Below are 17,251 nucleotides of genomic sequence, written 5' to 3' on the forward strand. Positions count from 1 at the left end.
AATATTCACTTACTTTCAGTAAACTGACATTCCTCACAATTTATTGCCGTTTCCTCTCTTTATTCTTAGATAACAGCCTAAAGCAAACGTTTACATGTTGAATTATTGCGCTGTTTCTTTGATAAAAAAAAGCAATAGAGTGACGCTAATCACAGTTCGTTCATCTGAATTGCAATACTAATTTTCAATGCATCGCCTTTAGGTATTATCTGCGCCATTCTATCGATGTCGAGTAGTTACTCATGTTCAAGAAAACCCTTCTTGCTGTTTCTTTAGCGGCAGCCACACTGTCTAGTGCATCCGCTTTTGCCATTGAAAATGTTGATCTGTTGATCAAAAACGCCACGGTACTGACCATGAACGCCGATAAAACGGTGTACGAGAATGGTTTGGTTGCAGTGAAAGAAAACAAAATCTTTGCTGTTACCGATGGGACGGATATCAAAGAGTACCAAGCAGATACTGTCATCGATGCAGATGGTGATATTGTTATGCCGGGTCTGATCAATACACACACACACGTATCGATGACCGTATTCCGCTCAATGGCGGACGATGTGCCAGATCGTCTTCACCGCTACATCTTCCCACTGGAAAGCAAATTAGTATCCCGTGACATGGTACGCATTGGCGCGCAACTGGGTAACGTGGAAATGGTAAAAGGTGGCGTGACCACATATGCCGACATGTACTACTTTGAAGATGAAGTGGCGAAAACCGTCGATAAGATTGGTATGCGTGCCGTACTGGGCGAAACCGTGATCAAATTCCCGGTTGCTGATGCCGCGAATGCCGATGAAGGCATTCAGTATGCCGTGAACTTTATTGAAGAATATAAAGATCACCCGCGTATTACGCCTGCGTTTGCCCCACACGCACCTTATACGAACACCACAGAAACACTGCAAAAAATCACTAAACTGTCACTGAAATACGATGTACCAGTGATGATCCACTTGGCAGAATCTGAGCGCGAAAACCAAGTGATTGCCGAGCGTAGTGGCGGTAAATCACCGGTTGAGTACATGGCAGAGATTGGTGCTCTGACACCGAACCTGGTTGGTGCGCACGTAATCAACGTCGATGATGAAGACATCGCGCTACTGAAAAAACACGATGTTGGCGTAGCACACAACATGAGTGCAAACATCAAATCAGCGAAAGGCGTATCGCCTGCTCTGAAGATGTTTGATGATGGCCTGCGTATCGGTCTAGGTACCGATGGTCCAATGTCGGGTAACACCATCAGTACGTTCGATGAATTCAACCAAGTGGCAAAAGTCCACAAACTGGTTAACAAAGACCGCGCAGCAATGCCTCCGGTAAAAGTGATCGAAATGGCAACCATTGGTGCGGCACGTGCCCTGCACATGGAAGACACGATCGGTTCTTTGGAAGCTGGCAAACTGGCTGACATTATCGTGGTCGATACCAAAGCACCTAACATGGTACCGGTCTACAACCCGTACTCTGCACTGGTTTACTCGGCTTACGCGACCAACGTGAAGCACACCATCGTTGACGGTAAAGTACTGATGCAAGACCGCAACATGCTAACCGTTGATGAAACTGCGATCCGCGATGAAGCCTTGGCATTTGCAGACAAAGTGCGTAAAACCGTCGTAGAAAGCGGTGAAGTGGTGCAATAAGCCACGCACTTAAACGCTATGCGTTGAACAAGAAGCACAAAAAAGCCGCCTGTATGGCGGCTTTTTGCTGCATTTTTTATCCCCGAGCTTTCACATCTGAACATTTTCCAACAAGAGTTGATGCTCGATAAAAGCCCTATGCAATGTCGACTATGCCGCCATTGAATAGGACTCTCGTCCTGCATATTTATCTTTACGCTGAAAACTGCCCTTCCCTTTCTTCGCTTTAACGACGCGGGTACGAAACACCGCACTGGTCACGACCGCTTTCAATGCATTATCGCGGATCACACCACGGCCATGCTCGGTATCATTCATTGTTGTCACACCTTTGTTTACGCTCTGCTGCACTTCTTGTTGCTGTGAGTGCGCCGTTTGCCGTTTTTTACTCATAAGTTCTCTCTTACTGGGTTTTGATTGGTTGTATTCGATTATAAAGCTTAGATTACTTAGTTCCACTTTCAAGCACAGTCCCTTTGACTGTAATGTGATGTTAACAGATACAAGGGAAGTTTTTAAGTAAACATAAAAATCACGATCAAAAATGTGTCACTACCAATGCGTTTATGGAATAAGGATCAAAGATTTAGTTACTCGCATCAACTTAATGACACTCCTATCAAAAAAGCATCTTTACTGCACATACTGAATGATAATATCCGCTAATACTATTTATATTAATAGCCAAATCATCATGCTGTTAATCGATAACTTACTCCGACTTACCTGTAGCATTCTTTTATGACAGAGTTCCAAACTGCATCACGTTTAACCATTGGCCGTTCACTTGTTCAGTTCCACATTGTAGACTTCAATCAACCCCTTGTGATCACCTTCGCCCCTGCAGGCAAGAAGCTCTCTTCGGCACAAGTGCATGCGGGTGAGTCGGCTTGGAGCATTGAGTTTTTCAAAAAACACAATATCAATATTCTATCCATCAACACCATTGATGAAAATCACTCCTACCTGTGTGACGAGCTAACGCACTACTTATTATCAATGAAGCCATTGATCGAACGCTTCCCAGAGCGACTAGGCTATGGCTCCAGTATGGGTGGTTTTGGTGTGACCTATTTCAGTCAATTGCTACAGATTGATCGCGCCCTACTGTTCGCTCCCCTATTGCATGACAGCGCCCCAACCGTGCCGCCTAATCATCCATGTCAATTCACCGTGATTTATGACCCATTTTGCCTGCAAGACACAGAACATGCCAAGCGCTATCCAGCCCACACACAGTGGCTGAAATTATACGGTGTCGGTCATCAGGTTATTGAGAGCATCAGCAACTTCCGTGCGCTTAAGCCACTGGTCATGGCGTTCATCAACAATACGATTAATGAACCAACGTTTTATCAGGCTATGCGTCAACGCCGTACCATTGAGCGTTACTACAGCTACTTAGCCCGCAACCCCACAAAAAAACAAACACTGAAACGCCGCTTGCTGGTGAAATACCACTTACTGAAATGGATTATCGCAGAGCCGTCTTCACTGGTGAATAAACTGACCAGCAAATGGATGAAGAGCATCAATAAGCGACAGCAAAAACGTCAAGCGCGTAAACAACCTGTCGTGGCGTTCTCTCACGAAAGTAAGACGCTATCCCACGAAAGTAAATTGACACGCAGGTAGTCATATAACTTCGACGACAATCAATCGTCGCAAGTGCACTAGTGTGTGCCCCTCAATTTTGTTGCGTCCATCATTGTGCTGACGGCATTGGCTTAAAACCACTGGCATACAAATCCAAGAAGCGCAGTACGATCTCGCGGGCTATCACGGTTTCGCTGTTAGTTAAAAACACCATGCCCGTTTGAGTGTGACGGTTAAACAGCATTTCAGTGCGGATCCCTCTCACCCAACCGCCGTGATGCACAAACCCGCTTGTCTCTTTGTAATCAAACGTGCGCCAGCCTAAACCGTAATACACATTGCTAAGTTTGGCACGGTAGCGGTATTGATTCGCCCGAATATGAGGCTTATGCATGATGGCGAGTAAATCTGGGTTCAACACCGTGGGATAATGCCCAAACTGTGCCAGCATCCATTTAGCGAGATCTTGTGCGCTGGCATTCACTCCCGCCGCTGCGGGCACGCGATAATAATACGGTGCTGGTTTTACCGCAGCCCAGCCCGCTTTCACCCTAACATGGGGCGTCACTTTATTCTGTGTTTCTTTCAACCCGTCTAAACCATAGGACGCATGCTGCATGCCGAGAGGGATAAACATTTGCTCACGGACAAACGTGGCATAATCCATCCCCGCGGCGAGTGTCAGCATATCGGCCGCCAAGTTATACACGATGTTTTGGTAGCCATAGCACTTACCGGGATCACAGACAAACTTCACGCGAGGCATCATTTGTAAAATACGGCCATATCGCACATTGTCTTCTAACAGATCAGAATACGCTTGGGGCACTAGTCCACTGGTGTGAGACAACACATGCCTTAGCGTGACGGCTTTGCCGAGGGTTTTGTCGCTGAACGTTACGTCGTCAAGGTAAGGGACAACATGCGTATCCCACTCTATCACCCCTTGATCGACCAATATCGACACGGCGGCGGAGGCAAAAGTTTTAGAAATTGACGCCAGCGGGTACACCGTCGCGGAGTTCACTTTCTCATCACTGCCCACTTTAGTGACACCGTAACCTCTGAGTAAGCGAATATCACCATTAATGATGACGGCCAACGATGCGCCGGGTAAGCCTTTTTCTACCGCTTGTTTCACGTAGCGATCAAGATTGATGGCGATGTCATCATGTTCTGCCGCTTCCACGGACAACATTGCGAGTCCCAGCTTCAACGCCACCCATCGCATTCGACACACTTTCATCGCATTAACCTTGCCAACCACACCCCCACTAAGCGTAGTTGTTGGCGTACTTGCGCCCTCTCTCTCATATGAGAATGCATGCTGCTATTTATATTCTCAATATAAAAGTTCGGCGCATCGTCTATTATTAATAGACGCTATTTCTTTATGAATAGTGTATTATTTTGTTTATACTTTATTGATAATATCGAAAACCGTAATTTAAGCTTACATTTGTTCGCTAAATTTTTGAGCCCTGATGTACTGTCATAAGTGAATCCTTAATGACTCTTTAAATCAGTACAAGTGTAAGCTTAAATAGCAATTTTGCGGCTTTATAATACAGCACTCTGGTGTTAATATTGATTTTTAGACTTTTTACACCAATCAAACACAACCGTGTAAGCCTCTGTATTTAAACACAATAACCATCATTACCGCTGTGTGAGTTGTGTGTTGAGGCACATTTTTTCTTTTCATCTTCGTATTTGCCGTTACAATACATCGCCTTGTTCCAACGTCAGGCAGTCTTTAATAAGGGGTTTAGTCATGAAAGTTGTCGAATTTCTTAAACAAAAACGTACAGGTCTTTCCTTACATGCGTTTGAGTTTAAAGACATACTCTCACCCTCTCTGCGCCAACACTGGATGGGATTTGTCGATAAAGCAAATCACTCTCAGCTTCGCGCACTTATTTCTCATAAGCAGACTGCCTCGAATGATGATGTCGTACAACCATTAGAAAAAGTAGAAATCAAAGTGTCTGCACCTATCACGATGAAACCTGAAGCTGAAAAGCTTTATAACGAACTGACTGCAACGCTGGGTGAAGTGATTCATACCGGTGAATGGTTAGTGGTTGATCAACCGCGTATCAATAAGTTCGCGGACGTTACCGAAGATCATCAATGGATCCACACCGATCCAGAACGTGCGACGGAAGAATCCCCTTTTAAAACCACTATTGCGCACGGTTTCCTAACATTATCTTTGCTTTCAGTATTGACTGACAGCGTGGATCCGGAGAAGCAGAAGTTCCCTACCGCTAAAATGACGGTAAACATGGGCTTTAACCAAATTCGCTTCCCCTACCCAGTGAAATCGGACAACCGCATTCGTGCAACCACAACCATCAAGTCTGTCACCCCCGTAAAACGTGGCCTTGAGATTGTGCAAGAACTGACTGTACAGATCGAAGGCATTCGTCGCCCAGGCTGTGTGGCAGAGTCAGTGATCCAACTGCATTTCTGATCCCAGAAGCAAGAAACCAGAAACGGTATGACGTTTCTGGTTTACTCCCCACGCATGTTTCACCCTCACCCCAAATAACGCCTACAACGTCATATACAACATCACGCGTCGCTCATCAGCATACATCACCTGCATGTTTCACCAGCAAAAGTGCGTCAAACTTCGCTCAGAATGTAACGATGTAATAAATCGCTGAAAAAATAATATATATGTCGCATTTTCTGCCAGTTAGTTTATGATGCGCCACCCTCATTTTTCAGCTAAAACGACTAAGCAAATATGTCCGGTAACGCCCTATATACTGACCTTTCTGGTTATTACGATCTCATGTGTGCTGATATCGATTACCAAGCCCAAAGCCACTGTGTTCGTCGACTTCACCAGATTTTCGGTAACGACGGAAAGACACATCTTGATTTAGCCTGCGGCACTGGCCCACACGTGCGTCATTTCATTGATTTCGGTTATCAGAGTAACGGGCTTGATCTCAATCAGCCGATGCTTGATAAAGCAGCCCTTCGCTGCCCTGAAGCGGAATTCACACTGCAAAACATGAGTGAATTTGATGTCTCTGAGCCATTGGATCTCATTACGTGCTTCTTGTATTCCATCCACTACAACGATGGCATCGAGAACCTGAAAAAGTGCATTGAAAGCGTACACCGCTCACTCAAAGACGATGGCATTTTCTGCTTTAACGTCGTGGATAAAGACAAAATCAGCAACGAGCTATTCGTAAAGCACAACGCACAGTTCGATGAGAACACCTTCTCGTTCCGTTCTGGCTGGGACTATTGCGGTTTCGGTGAGAAACAAACGCTCAAGCTGAGTATTGAAAAAACAACGGATGGCGAAACGCAAGTGTGGCATGATGAGCACCCTATGGTTGCTTTCAATTTTGAAACATTACTTGCGCTGTTAAAACCGTATTTCGATGTGCATGTGTTCGAGCATGATTATGAAAAAATCATCCCTTGGAACAACGCATCAGGCAATGCCATTTTCACTTGTGTGAAAATTTAAGCATAGTTGCCAACACGCAATCCCCTGACATAAAAACGCCCTATGACATCACAGGGCGTTTTTTTATCGATACCTTTTTTCATGCAGCATCACGCATGCACACCAAGCTTAATCCATGGTAGGCATCACAAAACTACTGGTATGTTGCTCTAGGCGAATGCTCGCAGGCCAGCGACTCGTCACGGTTTTCATGCGTGTGTAAAAACGCACGCCGTCGTTCCCATGCACATTCAACGGCCCAAACACAGAACGCTTCCAACCCCCGAAACTGTGGAAAGCCATCGGTACCGGGATCGGCACATTGATCCCGACCATGCCGGCCTGTACATCTTCACTGAACTGTCGCGCCGTTTCACCATCGCGGGTAAAGATAGCCGTTCCGTTACCGTACTCATGGCGATTGATCAGCGCCAACCCCGTTTGGTAATCCGGCACACGGACAATCGACAACACAGGGCCAAAAATCTCTTCCTGATAAATCGTCATCTCCGGCGACACATTGTCAAACAACGTCGGCCCCACGAAGTAACCCTTTTCATGGCCCGGAATACAAATATCCCGCCCGTCGATCAATAACGTCGCCCCCTGATCTTGCCCTTGCTGGATATAGTCACAGATTTTCGCTTTATGCGGCGCAGAAATAACCGGCCCCATGTCATTTTCACGCCCATCAACGATACCTGGGCCAATATTCATCACGCCGATCTGTTCAGACAGTTTGGCGATCATTGCGTCTGCGGTTTCATCCCCAACAGCCACAACCACAGACAGGGCCATACAACGCTCACCCGCCGCGCCGTAAGCCGCGCCCATAATGGCATTTGCAGCCATGTCTAAATCCGCATCAGGCATTAAGATACAGTGGTTCTTGGCACCACCCAGCGCCTGACACCGTTTACCGTGCGCAGATGCCGTGGCATAAATGTATTCCGCTATCGGGGTTGAACCCACAAAGCTGACCGCCTGTACGCGACTGTCTGTCAGCAGTACATCCACCGCTTCTTTATCGCCATTCACCACATTGAATACGCCATCAGGCAATCCCGCTTCTTTCAGTAAGGCCGCTAACACTAACCCCAGCGACGGATCTTTTTCTGATGGTTTAAGAATAAAGGTATTACCCGTAGCCAAGGCGATAGGGAACATCCACATCGGCACCATGGCCGGAAAGTTGAACGGCGTGATCCCGGCGCACACCCCCAAAGGTTGCATCAACGAATGGCTATCAACACCGCCACCCACATTGGCCGAGTGCTCCCCTTTTTGCAGATGCGGGATCCCGCAAGCGAACTCCACCACTTCCAACCCTCGCGTGACTTCGCTCACCGCATCGGAATACACTTTGCCGTGCTCGTGAGAAATAATACGCGCCAGTTTATCCATATTAGCTTCGAGTAACGCTTTAAATGCAAACATGACGCGCGCACGTTTCAATGGCGAGGTTTTTGCCCACGCCGGAAACGCCTTCTCTGCCGCCGTGATCGCCTCTGCCGTTTCAGCCGCCGAACTCAACACAACTTGTCGGGTTTGTTCGCCCGTAGCAGGATTAAACACAGGGGCAAAACGCTGGCTATGACTCTCGCAGATCTGACCATTGATAAAATTTTGGATCGTTTCCATGGTACATCCCTCAATATGATGGGCTTGCAGTGCGGTCTTGATACGTCACGCATGTATGAACACGCACTGCAAACGTAAAACGGTTATATCGTCAAATGTGTACGGTGCGTTTATACCTGCGCATCGAGCTCTGGCTGTCGAACGGCTTCTTCACGCTTGCCACGGGCACGCCACAGTCCAATCAAGTTGTGATAATTCGCTTTGATTTGGGCGATTAACTCAGCGTCATCAATGACGTTCGCTAACCACTGGCGTGACGGCTGACCAAAAATGGTACGCCCCACCGCAAACCCTTTCACAATGCGCTGACCGGCGGCGGCGTTAAAGCCCGCTTTCAATTCAGCTTCTGGCGCATCTAACCCCAGCAACACCACGCCACGACAATGGCGATCTTGCGCGTCAATCAATTCCGCCACCGCTTCCCAACCCGATGCCGCCATTGGAGGCAACTTCCACCAGTCCGGTTTCACCCCTAAATGATAGAAACGTTGCATCACCTGCAAATACAATGCATCGGTACGTGCCATGTCAGCCGGTAAAATCAGTTCAAGTAGCAACTCATGCCCGGTTTTACAGCAGGCGGCATACACCTCAAGCAGTGTTTTTTCCTGCTCAACACGCAGTGCTTGTGCATCGTCTGGATGATAGAAAACAAGGCACTTCACTACGTGTTCTAATGGCCAATCAATCAGTTGCGAGCCGATATTGCCATGCTCCAGTGCTAACGGACGGGAACCCGGTAATTCTACAGGGCGGCCAATCCACCAGCCTGTACCTGTGGCGGTGTTCAATACGTCCTGACCAAAACGGCTGTCGCATAACAACCCCGCACGCCCCTGAAGGTTCGCTTCTTCTGCCACTTCACGGCTGGCCTGAAAAATCAGTTGCTTCAGGTGTGGAATGCGATCATGCTCTGCGCCTGTATCTCGGGCCATATCCACAAACTGATTACGGTGGTCGAACGCCAGTACGCATAACTCATCCCACGTTGTGTCTCGCGTCGTGACACGATGAAGGTGATTCAAACGCGCATCCTGATCCGGACGGGGAACATCATTCGCCCGTTGCAAGTAATCATCCAACTCCGCTTTACTCGGCATCGCAGGGGCGCAGCCGTGGCGAGACACCACCAACGCACCACACGCATTGGCATACGTACAGGCCAGCTCCCAGCCTTCGTCACTCAGGTAACCACGTAACAGACCAGACATAAACGCATCGCCAGCACCCAAAACATTCAGCACATCGACACGCACCCCACTGACGGTGATACCCTCATCCAAATCATCAGGGATTGCACCGGTAAACACGGAACACCCTAGTGGCCCACGTTTACACACTAACTCTGCCTGACTCACTGCCCGCACTCCTTTTAATGCGTCAAGCGTGTTGGTTGAGCCACCCGCAATGTGGAACTCTTCTTCGGTGCCGACAATTAAATCAAATAACCCCAATACCTCTTGCAACTGCTCCGTTACAGACTGAGATTCAATGAAACGCGTTTCGCCGTCACCCAATGTGGTTAATCCCCACAGCACAGGGCGGTAATCAATATCGATGGCCGTTTTCACCCCGTGCTTACGCGCATAACGCAACGCAGTCAGTACCGCTTCACGAGTATGAGGGTGTGAAAGGTGTGTACCCGTAATGGCAAGACAACGGGCAGAAGCAATGTAATCCTCGTCAATGTCATCCGCCGTAATTGCCATGTCGGCACAGTTGTCACGGTAAAAAATCAGCGGAAAGGTTTCCTGATCTTTGATCCCTAAAATCACCAGTGCCGTTAACCGTTCTTCATCTGTGATTAAGTGGCTGGTATCCACCCCTACACGTTGCAGTTCTTCACGAATAAACCGCCCCATGTGTTCATCACCCACGCGTGCCAACATCGACGATTTGAGCCCTTGTCTGGCGGTACCGTAAGCCACATTGCCCGATGATCCTCCAAGGTATTTCGCAAACGTCCCCATGTCTTCCAAGCGTGAACCAATTTGTTGACCATAAAGATCAACCGCGACACGCCCCATACAAATAAGATCGAACTGCTTACTGCTCGTACACATCGCTCTCACTCCTTGCCGTCGGTTCTGTACGACCACACGGCGCCAGTAAAATAGTCCCTGTTATGAGCTAACGGATTCTAACTGCCAGCCCTTCGTTATTGCTTGAATAACACAATACGAAACATATATTTCATTTTCAACTAATAACGAAACAAGTGGTTTGATTTGTGATCTGCCTACACTTTTTGCTTACACGTTAAAAATCGCCATTACCACCCCATTTGTGATAAATTTTTTTCACATCAACAGAAAGGCTTTTCAATTTGGAATATTGGTTTCATATTTACTTATAATTCAAACACTTAATATCAACCAAAAAACGAATATCAATTAATTGCTTTATTTTCAACACCTTGGGAGATTGATCGAGATGAAATATTGATTCCAACGAGATCAAGATAACACTTCCAATAATTCCACCACGCAATATATGGTTATTATTCATACATGCACTTATAGTTCTATCCATTCCAATGATAAATATATTTCAACCACCGTGAAACTGACGCCGCTACCTGTGATGGTTATTCCATTTAGTGGCAAATTGCATACTAACGCCAGACATAATGAAACATACATTTTAAAATGCGTTCGGCGAAACGTATGCGTTTATAAATGAAGGAGGCTACCATGCCATCAGCAATTCATGGATTTACTGCACGACTTCCTCGCACGTTACACCACGCACTCTCTTCCTTTGCCCGTCATGCCCAGCGTCGCCTAAAAAAGATCATGCTGGTATCCGGGTTGCTCGTACTCACCGCCTGTGGGGGTGAAAAAGCGGACAGTGATGTCACGCGTATTGGCGTGGCCATCCCTAACTTTGATGACACCTTTATGGTGTATATGAAAGATGCGATGGATAGATATGCACAGCAATTTGATGGCAAAGTGGAACTCACGTTTGTTGACGCAAAAGAAGATACCGCCAAGCAACTCGGCCAAATTCAAAACTTCATTGTTCAACAAATGGACGCCATCATTCTGGTGCCTGTGAATACCGACGCCACGCTGCCAATGACCGACCAAATATCCAAAGCGGGTATAGAATTGGTATTCCTCAATCGCCGCCCATCCTATATGCCGGATGGCGTGTTCTACGTAGGCTCTGACGAATTGAAATTTGGCGAAACCCAAGCGAAATTCGCGGCAGACTCCATTGCCAGTGGCAATATCGGCATCCTGATGGGGATGTTGACGCAAGAAGCCGCCATTATGCGTACCAAAGGGGTGGAAGATTTTTTTGCTAACAGCGAAGACTTCAAAGTTGTCCGTAAACAAACCGGCTTATGGCAACGCGCCCAGGGCATGATGGTGATGGAAAACTGGCTGAATTCCGGCGATAAAATTGATGTCATTATTGCGAATAACGATGATATGGCACTCGGGGCCATTCAAGCACTGCAAGCGGCAGGGAAACTCAAAGACACCATTGTGGTGGGTGTCGATGCAACCCCTGATGGCCTGATGGCGATTGAAAAAGGCAGCCTGAGTGCGACCGTATTCCAAGATGGCGGCGGCCAAGCACGTGGTGCCATTGATGCGGCATTAAGTGCCGTACAAGACAAACCCTTCGACAAAATCACCTGGATCCCCGCTGAACTGGTGACCAAAGCGAACCTCGCAGCCTTCAATGCCAAACAAGGTTAATGCGTTCTACCGCAATACTCACGTTCCTTGATTCTTAACAGTAGCAACTTGTCCTAAACCGGCTCTGTTCACTGTCTCGACCACCGCTAGCTTACACCTGTAAACAAGAACAGATAGCGAAAAACAGGTCATCAATAACAGATAACTGAAAACAGGTTACTGGAAACAGAGAGCAGAGCCCATTTTTGGAGCAACAGGAATGAACGACGTCTTACTTGAAATGCGCGGTATTACCAAAACCTTTCCCGGTGTAAAAGCCCTCGACAATGTTCAGCTCACCCTGCGAAAAGGCCGTGTAATGGCACTGATGGGGGAAAATGGCGCCGGCAAATCCACCTTAATGAAAGTGCTGTTTGGCATTTATCAGCGAGACTGTGGCACCATTGTGTACCAAGGTGAACACGTCAGTTTCACCGGTGCGAAAGAAGGCCTTGAAGCCGGTATTTCGATGATCCATCAAGAGCTCTCCCCTATTCTCCATCGCAATATCGCGGAGAATATTTGGTTAGGCCGTGAACCGGTTTCAGGCCCCTTTCAGCTGATTGATCACGCGAAAATGTATCGCGATACTGACGAATTACTTCAGCGGCTTAATTTAAAACTTGATCCTCGCACTCAGATGCATGAATTAACCGTTGCCACCATGCAGATGGTTGAAATAGCCAAGGCGATTTCATATCACTCAAAAATCATCATTATGGACGAGCCGACGTCAGCCCTCACCGATAAAGAAGTCACACACTTATTTGAAATTATCGAGATGCTCAAATCCAAAGGCGTTGCGATTGTTTATATCAGCCACAAAATGGGCGAAATATTCCAGATTTGTGATGATATTACGGTATTTCGTGATGGCTGTTATATCGGAGAGCGCGAAGCACAAAGCACCAATAACGATGAACTGGTACAAATGATGGTGGGGCGTGATCTCGGTGATGTCTTCCCACCTCCGACCGCAAAACCCGGAAAAATCAGGTTGGAAGTGAAAAACCTGACCGTAGAGGGGGCATTCAGTGACATTAATTTCAAACTCCATGAAGGGGAAATTCTCGGTATTGCGGGATTAGTCGGCGCGGGACGTACCGAACTCATTGAAACCTTGTTTGGTGTGCGCCATAAAGACCACGGCGAAATTTGGATCAACGGCCACGAGGTTGAGATCCGTACACCACAAGACGCTATTCGTCATAAAATGGCCTTTTTAACCGAAGATCGCCGCCAATCTGGCCTCTATCTCATGCTGGATATTTTCGCGAACACGTCTATCGCACACTTAGATGCTTACCGGAACAAAGTGGTGAACGTGCTGGATGTCCGAAAAATGCGTAAAGACAGCGAACAACACTGCCAAAAATTGCGGGTAAAAACGCCGGATATGCATGAAGCCATTGATAACTTGAGCGGTGGGAATCAACAAAAAGTCTTGCTAGCACGCTGGATGCTCACCAAACCTGACATTTTATTTCTCGATGAGCCGACCCGCGGTATTGATGTCGGCGCAAAGTCTGAAATCTATAAACTGATGCGGCTACTGACCGGTATGGGAAAAAGCCTGGTGATGATCTCTTCTGAATTACCTGAAGTGATCGGCATGAGCGATCGCATTTTAATTATGCATGAAGGCAAACTGAAAGGAATGATAGGCGGCAAAGCCGCCAGCCAAGAGAAAATCATGTCGATGGCATTAAATTAATCGCCAACGGCTGTGAATACCGATAATAAGGACAACGTAAAATCCAATAATAAATGTAACACCCCGTATTGACGATTTTCCTGATATTCAGGGATTAATTGAATAATTCTTTCAAGGATAGTTGTTATGATTGCAAAAATAATAGATGCCACTTCTGATTCAAAATCGCCCAGAAATTATTCACGCTTTATATCCAAATACGCCATTTACTTCGTCTTTGTTGCCATGTGTATTGTCATGTCCATTCTGTCTCCGGTTTTTCTTACCGTGGCAAACTTATTGAACGTTGTGACACAAATGGCCAGTATTGGTTTGTTGGCATTGGGTGTCACCATCATCATTATTACGCGAGGCATTGACCTGTCATCGGGCTCAGTACTGGCAGTGGCCGCCGTTGTTTCCGCCAGTATGGCGCAAAGCCTGGATTGGGGCATGCGCATGTACCCCAATTTAGGCGAGCTCCCTGTCATCATTCCGATTCTTGCTGCTCTTGCTGTTGGGGCTCTTTGTGGCTTCATTAACGGGGCGCTCATCGCGTATACCGGGATCCCGCCTTTTATCGCCACACTCGGTATGATGATCATCGCACGGGGTGCCGCCTTGCTTTACTCTGATGGCCGCCCTGTCAGCAGCTTGATCGATTCGTACCAATGGATTGGTCAAGGCACCGTTGTGGGCATTCCTGTGCCTGTTATCATCTTCATTGTTATGGCCATTATCTCTTACATTCTGTTGAACTATACCCGCTTTGGTAAATACGCTTACGCCATTGGGGGCAACGAAACCGCTGCTTATGTTTCAGGGATAAACGTTAATAAATACAAAGTGTTGATCTACAGCTACGGTGGATTGCTTGCCGGTATTGCCGCCCTGATCCTTGCGGCGCGTATCAACTCAGGCCAGCCGGGCTTAGGGGTATCGTATGAGCTAGATGCCATTGCCGCCGCAACCGTGGGCGGTGTCTCTCACGCAGGGGGGATAGGTACCATCCAAGGCACCATCATTGGTACCATGATCATGGGTGTGCTGCAAAACGGGTTGGATCTGCTTAACGTTTCGGCGTATTGGCAACAGGTGGTGAAAGGCTTGGTGATTGTCGTTGCCGTTATTTTCGATATGAAGCGGCAGAAAAAGAGCCAATGATCTAAACACACAGGCGCATTAGCGCTTCATAACAAAAGCCACAGATTCTACCCAATACTGTGGCTTTTTAATCTTCGTCTCTCTTCTTCGTCTTTCGTCACGCGTTTAAAATGAAACATACACACCAAAAATGCGCATAAACACACTAATGGGTGAAAAATCCATTTCATCCCTATGCATTACTCTCTACAATAAACGCAAGCCGCACTCAGTGACACATTAGGGAGTTTCATATGACCGTCGCCACCAGCCTCACCGAATTACACGAGCAAATCCGTACGCGTTATGGCGACTTGAGCAAGCGTCTGCAACAAGTGGCTCACTATGTGTTGGATAACACCCACAGCGTGGCCTTTGATACCGTGGCCGTCATTGCCAGTCAGGCAGATGTTCCCCCTTCGACACTGATCCGTTTTGCCAGCGCATTTGGGTTCAGCGGCTTTAATGACATGAAACAACTGTTTCGCCAAAACCTCGTGGAAGAAACGAGCAGCTATACAGATCGGGCACGTTTATTCAAATCACTTGATTGTGAATCACCGCCCCCTGAAAATCCTGCGCAAATCTTGCAGGCCTTTGCCCATGCCAATGCACAGGCCATGGCGCACCTTGCGGCACAAACCCCCGAATGCAAACTCGAAGCGGCAGTTGACCTGCTAAGTCAAGCGGACAATATCTACCTGATCGGCTTGCGCCGATCATTCAGTGTCGCGTCTTACCTCACTTATGCCCTACGCCATTTGGAACGCCGAGCTTTTCTGATTGATGGCCTTGGTGGCATGTTCAAAGAACAACTCAGCATGATTGGCCCAAATGATGTGGTAGTGTCTATCAGCTTCAGCCCGTATGCCGAAGAAACCGTGGTGCTCAGCGATATCGCCGCGCAGGCTAGCGCCAAACAAATCGTGATTACTGACAGCGCCATCAGCCCATTAGCGACGTTCAGCGATGTGTGCTTTGTGGTAAAAGAAGCCCAGGTCGATGCATTTCGATCACAGTCCGCGTCACTGTGTTTAGTGCAAACTTTAGCCGTATCACTGGCGTATAAAAATGGCGCCAAGTAAGCCGCAGTAAGCTATGTTCTTGATACGTCTAGCTACGTTGATATGTCTAGCCGCGTAGATACGTCGCCCATAAAAAACGCCTCGTCATAGTAATGACGAGGCGTTGTTGTTTATTACTTGTTGTTTGCTGTGCGAGCAGTTACAGCGTCACAGTCTTGCCGGTTTTCATGGATTCAATCGCGGCATCGGCCAGCATCAAGGCGTATTCACCGTCTGCCCCCGTACATTCTGGCTGTTGACCATTGAGGACATCAACAAAGGCTTGCCATTCTGCCACGTAAGCCGCTTGGTAACGCTCAAGGAAGAAATGCTGCGGTTTTGCCGCCACGCAACCTGTTTCGCCCCAATGTTCAACTAAGTTTTCTCTCATGTTTCCGGCTTGCAATACCCCTTGCGACCCATGCAATTCCATGCGCTGATCGTAACCGTAACCCGAACGGCGGCTATTATGTACTGTCGCCATTGCGCCCGATGGGAATGCCATCACCAACACGGCGGTATCAATATCCCCTGCTTCACCAATCGCCGGATCGACCATGCAACTGCCGTGGGCAGTAATCGACACCGGATCTTCCCCGATAATAAAACGGGCCATGTCCAAATCATGGATCGTCATGTCGCGGAACATACCACCAGACACTTTGCTGTATTCTGCTGGCGGCGGTGACGGATCACGTGAAGTGATCACCAAGGATTCTGGCGTCCCGACCACGCCGGCATTCAGTTGATTTTTCAATGTACGGAATTGCGGATCGTAACGGCGGTTAAACCCAACCATCATCGGCACTTGATGCTGTTTTACCGCTGCCAGGCAATCCCTGACTCGGCTGAGTTCCAAATCAATCGGTTTCTCACAGAAAATCACTTTACCGTGCTGTGCAGCCAGCTCAATCAAATTGGCATGCGTATCCGTTGCGGAGCAGATGCAGACTGCGTGCACGTTTGGATCAGCCATTGCCTGTTCAACACTCTGCAAAATAGCATCATATTTTGTAGCCAGCTTTTGCGCCCCTTCCTGATACGGGTCAATAATAGAATACACATTCGTTTCAGGGTGACTTGCAATATTAACAGCATGCACTTGCCCAATTCGACCCGCGCCAAATAACGCAATATTAAACATGATTGACTCCTTAACAAAAAAAGAAGACACACAGAATAGTGTGATAGATGCCAATTATTCACAAAAGACTGAACGTAAGCAGTAATAATAATGCTGCATGACTGTCTTTATGATGATGACTGATTTCAACACAGCAATAATATAAGAATAA

General features: G+C 47.4%; 13 protein-coding genes. 8 read left to right on the top strand and 5 right to left on the bottom strand.

Annotation, left to right across the window (positions count from 1 at the left end):
- Positions 1-242 precede the first annotated feature (242 nt).
- On the top strand, positions 243-1,649 hold the full coding sequence (locus ACSF8W_RS00545) for an amidohydrolase (protein WP_500844175.1): 1,407 nt from the start codon (positions 243-245) through the stop codon (positions 1,647-1,649).
- A 150-nt stretch (positions 1,650-1,799) separates the two neighbouring features.
- On the opposite strand, the gene ACSF8W_RS00550 is transcribed toward ACSF8W_RS00545, so the two are convergent.
- Positions 1,800-1,967: an alternative ribosome-rescue factor A gene (locus tag ACSF8W_RS00550; protein ID WP_500844965.1), complete on the bottom strand. Its 168-nt coding sequence runs from the start codon at positions 1,965-1,967 to the stop codon at positions 1,800-1,802.
- A gap of 423 nt (positions 1,968-2,390) precedes the next feature.
- Here ACSF8W_RS00550 and ACSF8W_RS00555 point away from each other — a divergent pair, with 423 nt between their 5' ends.
- Positions 2,391-3,284: a hypothetical protein gene (locus ACSF8W_RS00555; RefSeq protein ID WP_500844176.1), complete on the top strand. Its 894-nt coding sequence runs from the start codon at positions 2,391-2,393 to the stop codon at positions 3,282-3,284.
- Positions 3,285-3,354: 70 nt separating this feature from the next.
- Here ACSF8W_RS00555 and ACSF8W_RS00560 read toward each other — a convergent pair whose 3' ends face one another.
- Positions 3,355-4,491: a serine hydrolase domain-containing protein gene (locus ACSF8W_RS00560; RefSeq protein WP_500844178.1), complete on the bottom strand. Its 1,137-nt coding sequence runs from the start codon at positions 4,489-4,491 to the stop codon at positions 3,355-3,357.
- A 528-nt stretch (positions 4,492-5,019) separates the two neighbouring features.
- Here ACSF8W_RS00560 and ACSF8W_RS00565 point away from each other — a divergent pair.
- Positions 5,020-5,721 (top strand): MaoC family dehydratase, encoded by a 702-nt coding sequence (locus ACSF8W_RS00565; RefSeq protein ID WP_428480023.1) that lies wholly within the window; start codon positions 5,020-5,022, stop codon positions 5,719-5,721.
- A gap of 279 nt (positions 5,722-6,000) precedes the next feature.
- Positions 6,001-6,744 (top strand): class I SAM-dependent DNA methyltransferase, encoded by a 744-nt coding sequence (locus ACSF8W_RS00570; protein WP_500844180.1) that lies wholly within the window; start codon positions 6,001-6,003, stop codon positions 6,742-6,744.
- A 108-nt stretch (positions 6,745-6,852) separates the two neighbouring features.
- Here ACSF8W_RS00570 and ACSF8W_RS00575 read toward each other — a convergent pair whose 3' ends face one another.
- Both ACSF8W_RS00575 and ACSF8W_RS00580 read right to left on the bottom strand, forming a co-directional pair.
- Complete coding sequence (locus ACSF8W_RS00575) at positions 6,853-8,364, bottom strand: CoA-acylating methylmalonate-semialdehyde dehydrogenase (RefSeq protein WP_500844182.1); 1,512 nt, start codon at positions 8,362-8,364, stop codon at positions 6,853-6,855.
- A gap of 110 nt (positions 8,365-8,474) precedes the next feature.
- Positions 8,475-10,427, bottom strand: a complete 1,953-nt coding sequence (locus ACSF8W_RS00580; protein WP_500844183.1) for a bifunctional 5-dehydro-2-deoxygluconokinase/5-dehydro-2-deoxyphosphogluconate aldolase — start codon at positions 10,425-10,427, stop codon at positions 8,475-8,477.
- 630 nt (positions 10,428-11,057) lie between these two features.
- Between ACSF8W_RS00580 and ACSF8W_RS00585 the strand changes: the two genes are divergently transcribed.
- From ACSF8W_RS00585 to ACSF8W_RS00600, 4 genes are all read left to right on the top strand, one after another.
- A complete protein-coding gene (locus tag ACSF8W_RS00585; RefSeq protein ID WP_500844184.1) occupies positions 11,058-12,077 on the top strand; it encodes a sugar ABC transporter substrate-binding protein in 1,020 nt (339 codons plus the stop codon).
- A gap of 199 nt (positions 12,078-12,276) precedes the next feature.
- A complete protein-coding gene (locus ACSF8W_RS00590; RefSeq protein ID WP_500844186.1) occupies positions 12,277-13,770 on the top strand; it encodes a sugar ABC transporter ATP-binding protein in 1,494 nt (497 codons plus the stop codon).
- 126 nt (positions 13,771-13,896) lie between these two features.
- The gene (locus ACSF8W_RS00595) at positions 13,897-14,913 is read left to right on the top strand and encodes an ABC transporter permease (protein WP_500844188.1); all 1,017 of its coding nucleotides are present in this window, start codon (positions 13,897-13,899) and stop codon (positions 14,911-14,913) included.
- A gap of 233 nt (positions 14,914-15,146) precedes the next feature.
- Positions 15,147-15,977: a MurR/RpiR family transcriptional regulator gene (locus ACSF8W_RS00600; RefSeq protein WP_500844190.1), complete on the top strand. Its 831-nt coding sequence runs from the start codon at positions 15,147-15,149 to the stop codon at positions 15,975-15,977.
- A 139-nt stretch (positions 15,978-16,116) separates the two neighbouring features.
- On the opposite strand, the gene iolG is transcribed toward ACSF8W_RS00600, so the two are convergent.
- Positions 16,117-17,100 carry an inositol 2-dehydrogenase gene (gene iolG, locus ACSF8W_RS00605; RefSeq protein WP_500844191.1) on the bottom strand — a complete coding sequence of 328 codons (984 nt, stop codon included), beginning with the start codon at positions 17,098-17,100 and terminating at the stop codon, positions 16,117-16,119.
- Positions 17,101-17,251 lie beyond the last annotated feature (151 nt).

Source organism: Photobacterium sp. 270122K (genome assembly GCF_059941365.1).